Annotated in this window: 4 protein-coding genes; 1 reads left to right on the forward strand and 3 read right to left on the reverse strand. The window is 54.1% G+C overall.

Annotated elements, in window-relative coordinates; all coding sequences use genetic code 11:
• The 3 genes from JRI95_16660 to JRI95_16670 all read right to left on the reverse strand — a co-directional run.
• On the reverse strand, nucleotides 1-321 hold a 321-nt coding region (locus tag JRI95_16660; protein ID MBW2063176.1), incomplete at its 3' end, for an NAD-dependent DNA ligase LigA.
• On the reverse strand, nucleotides 311-1,369 hold the full coding sequence (locus JRI95_16665; GenBank protein MBW2063177.1) for a DUF1786 domain-containing protein: 1,059 nt from the start codon (nucleotides 1,367-1,369) through the stop codon (nucleotides 311-313). The genes JRI95_16665 and JRI95_16660, both read right to left, overlap by 11 nt.
• Complete coding sequence (locus tag JRI95_16670) at nucleotides 1,366-2,076, reverse strand: nucleoside phosphorylase (GenBank protein MBW2063178.1); 711 nt, start codon at nucleotides 2,074-2,076, stop codon at nucleotides 1,366-1,368. The genes JRI95_16665 and JRI95_16670 overlap by 4 nt, the downstream gene beginning before the upstream one ends.
• A 226-nt stretch (nucleotides 2,077-2,302) precedes the next feature.
• Between JRI95_16670 and JRI95_16675 the strand changes: the two genes are divergently transcribed.
• Nucleotides 2,303-3,073: a YkgJ family cysteine cluster protein gene (locus tag JRI95_16675; GenBank protein ID MBW2063179.1), complete on the forward strand. Its 771-nt coding sequence runs from the start codon at nucleotides 2,303-2,305 to the stop codon at nucleotides 3,071-3,073.
• Nucleotides 3,074-3,379 lie beyond the last annotated feature (306 nt).

Genomic DNA, 3,379 nt, shown 5'->3' on the forward strand with positions numbered 1-3,379 from the left:
TGTATTGAGGAAGCGTTTTATCCGGGCATCGAACTCCAGGACGTCCTCAGATTTAAAACCGTTCTCCAGGCTGAGCATGGGCACGGGATGTTCAACCGGGGCGAATTTTTCCACCGGCTCGGCCCCGATGCGCTGAGTCGGAGAATCAGGGACGATCAGGTCTGGATGGGCTGCTTCCAGTTCTTTAAGTTCATAAAAGAGGCGGTCGTACTCGGCGTCTGTGATCTCGGGGGCGTCTTCCTGAAAGTACAGCCGGTTGTGCCGATTAATCTCCAGGCGCAGAATTCCGATTCTTCTTTTTGCTGCGGCCTTACTTTGCATGATCTTGAATCCCTTGCTTTCGATGCTGGCGGATGGCTTCGACCAGGCCGAAACAGCCGGTAAGCATCATCTCCCCATAAGGCGCGGCCGGGTGACCCAGGTTCCTGGCCACCGCCCGGCAGGGGCCGGTAATGACAATGTATTTAAAAGGCTTCAGGTCGCGGTATCCAGGGTGATAGGCCACGCCATGCCCATTCTGGCCAAAGACCTCTTCATGGGTCAGAGCGGCCTGAGCAAAGCGCTTGATCTGATCCGATAGCAGGGCCGCATTCAGGATGTGGGTATGATGTTCGTAAATTCCCCAGACCTGGTCGGCTTTCACCAGGGCCGCCACGGTGTGGCTGTTGCCTGCGTTGAGGGCTATGAGCCCCTCTTCAAAGTGTTGTGCGGCGTATTCATCGAGAATGGCTCCGCGCAGAGCGGCTGCGCCCGTGTCCATGAGGAAGCAGCCGGGTTTGGCCCTGGCTGCGGCGGCCAGTCGGGTCAGCCCGGGCGGGGGGGTGGTGTAGAGCAGCGCGTCCATCTTGCCGTCGTCTTCGAGGAAGCGGCGCCATTCGGTAAATCGAGTGAGGCGATTGCTGGCCTGCGGGGAAAAACCATGATCCTGAAGGGCGATGGCCGTTGTTTCCGGTAAAGCCACCTCGAAATTAGCCAGTGCTCTTGAAAGCGCCGGCATATCAACGTCGCCCAGACGAACCTCCATGACCTCATTATCCGGCCGGGCCTCGACCAGCTTCAGACCCATTTGACGAACATAGTCGAGATTGTCATGCATGGTTAAGGCTGGAGCTTCCAGGCTATACACGGCCAGGCCCTGGCGGAGATGGTTTTGGACAGCCCTGACCACAGCTCCTCCCCCCATGACCTGACCGGAAAGAAAAAGGGGCTTCTTTTTTTCAGTCACCGCCTGGATGCGATAGGCGGCAATTCGGGTCGGGGAGGGTAATACCAGTTTGACCGCGTTTTCCATGGGCTGGTCAGGGTCATAGAGCAGGACGTCCTGCGTGCCGGCTCCAATATCAATGGCTAAAATGGGGTCTAGGTTCATTGCAGTGTTCTTATAATTATTTTTGCGGCATCTGTCAGGCCTTGGGTTAATTTGGGTGAATTAAAACCCAGAAAATGTTCGTCAAGCCGAAGTTCATCAGAGACGATCATCAGGCCAGCAAAGGTCAGACCGTGGAAGCGAGCTGCGGTCATCAAGGCCGAAGCCTCCATATCCACCGCCAGGATTCCTTGAGCCGAATACCTCTGAACCTTGTCTCTGGTCTCACGATAAGGGGCATCCGTTGTCCACACCCGGCCGGTGCGGTAATTAAGACCCTGGTCGGCCAGATGCTCAGCTAACTGCCGGGATAAATCCGGATCCGCCGATGCAAATTCATCTTCAAGAAGATAATGGGCCGAAGTCCCTTCCTCGGAAAGGGCAGCCTGGGGTAAAACGATCTGACCAATGCTGAGGTCTGGCTGAATAGACCCGCACAGGCCCAGAGAAAGGAAAGTCCGGACGCCCTTGAGGCGTAGATACTCCATTACCATGACCGCCTGCGGCGCTCCCAGGATAGGTCCGGCCAGAAGCCAATCAGGCCAGGAAATAAGCTGTGTCAGACCGAAGATCAGGTTTAACTCCCGGCCCGGTCCCCGCAGAGCCTTCAGGATGGCAAGCTCTCTGCGGGTAAAGGCCAGTACTGCCTGCTCGGGCCATGGTTCCTCGGCTGGCTCCTCTTTCGGAAAAAATCCCTCGTTTACGCTCAAATTTCTACTCCTGACCATGCCATTTGGCTGAAGCGCAGATGCTGACCGGCTGGCCTGACGGAATCCGTATTTATATGATAGAGGCTGGCGCCGCTTGAGGCAATACCTTTTTCGCGGTCCAGGGGGAGATTCGAGATATTGACATCCATGGCTGATTCCTGGTATGCAACGCCTTTAGGCTGCCAACAGGTCAAATACTAAGGTGTAAAATATAGTTATCAACCTCATGAACAAGTTCATAAAAAAAAAGACCCTTTTATTACACCTCTATGACATTTTTGATGACTACGTCAAAAGTTACTTCGAGGTAGCATGCATTAAAGGCTGCGCCTCATGCTGTACTCAAAATGTGACCCTGACCACCCTGGAGGCCTTTCTGATCCTGGAAGACTTAAGGCAAACCGAACAGCCCCATGTTCTATCCCGCCTTGAAATGTCCAACCCGGCTCTTTTCCGGCCCCGCTATACGATTAATGATCTGGCTTTGGCCTGCTTCAACCGCCAGGAGCCGCCTGGGGAAAAGCCTGGGCCGGAGCTGGGCTCTTGCCCGTTACTGGAAAACGACCTCTGCCTGGTCTATGAGTCTCGACCGTTTGCCTGCCGCAGTTTCCTGTCGCTTGAACCCTGCCAGCTAAGCGGACAGGCCGATGTGCCTTCGCGCCTGATTTCAGTGATAACGGCCTGTCAGCAGGTTATTGAACACCTGGACACGGGGGGATGGTTTGGCAACTTAACTGACCTGCTTTTTCTGCTGGCCCATGAGGACAATTCCGCAAGATACGCCTTAGATGAAGCGCTTTCAGTATTGGACCTGCCAGGCGCCAAACCCCTTCCAGGTTTTTTAATTCCACCGCATGATACCGTTTTTGTGCAGCCGTTTCTGGCGCGGCTTTTTGATAGTGACCTGGGCGGCGTGTCTTTTTACAGTAAATTGAATGATCTTCGCCGCCTGCCCGCTGGCCTGAATACCGGTTTCCGTTCTGCTGGGAATAAATAAGGCCTTGAGGTTTTGATTGAGGTTTCTAAAAGGGGCCAGCGGCAAGAGGCAGCTTGAATTTTAAACAGACGAGATGCAGACTGATGAACCGCTCGGAGCGATTTGATGGATAAATCCTTTATCCCGGCCAGGTCAAAGATGTTAAGCCCACCATTTCCTGCGGCCGGTCAGTATCGCATTATTGGATTCTTATCTCGGTCCCTGACCATCTCCAAGACCCGTTCGTAAACATCCTCAAAAGGCTCACCTGTATTATTAAAAAAATGCACGCCGTTTTGAATGCTCACCCGCTCAAGCCCCTGAACC

This window comes from Deltaproteobacteria bacterium (assembly GCA_019308995.1).
Classification (GTDB): domain Bacteria; phylum Desulfobacterota; class Desulfarculia; order Adiutricales; family JAFDHD01; genus JAFDHD01.

What these genes read in the sequence shown, in the direction of transcription:
- JRI95_16665 (MBW2063177.1), bottom strand. Translation starts at nt 1,369, where the DNA reads ATGAACCTAGACCCCATTTTAGCCATTGATATTGGAGCCGGCACGCAG.
- JRI95_16675 (MBW2063179.1), top strand. Translation starts at nt 2,303, where the DNA reads ATGAACAAGTTCATAAAAAAAAAGACCCTTTTATTACACCTCTATGAC.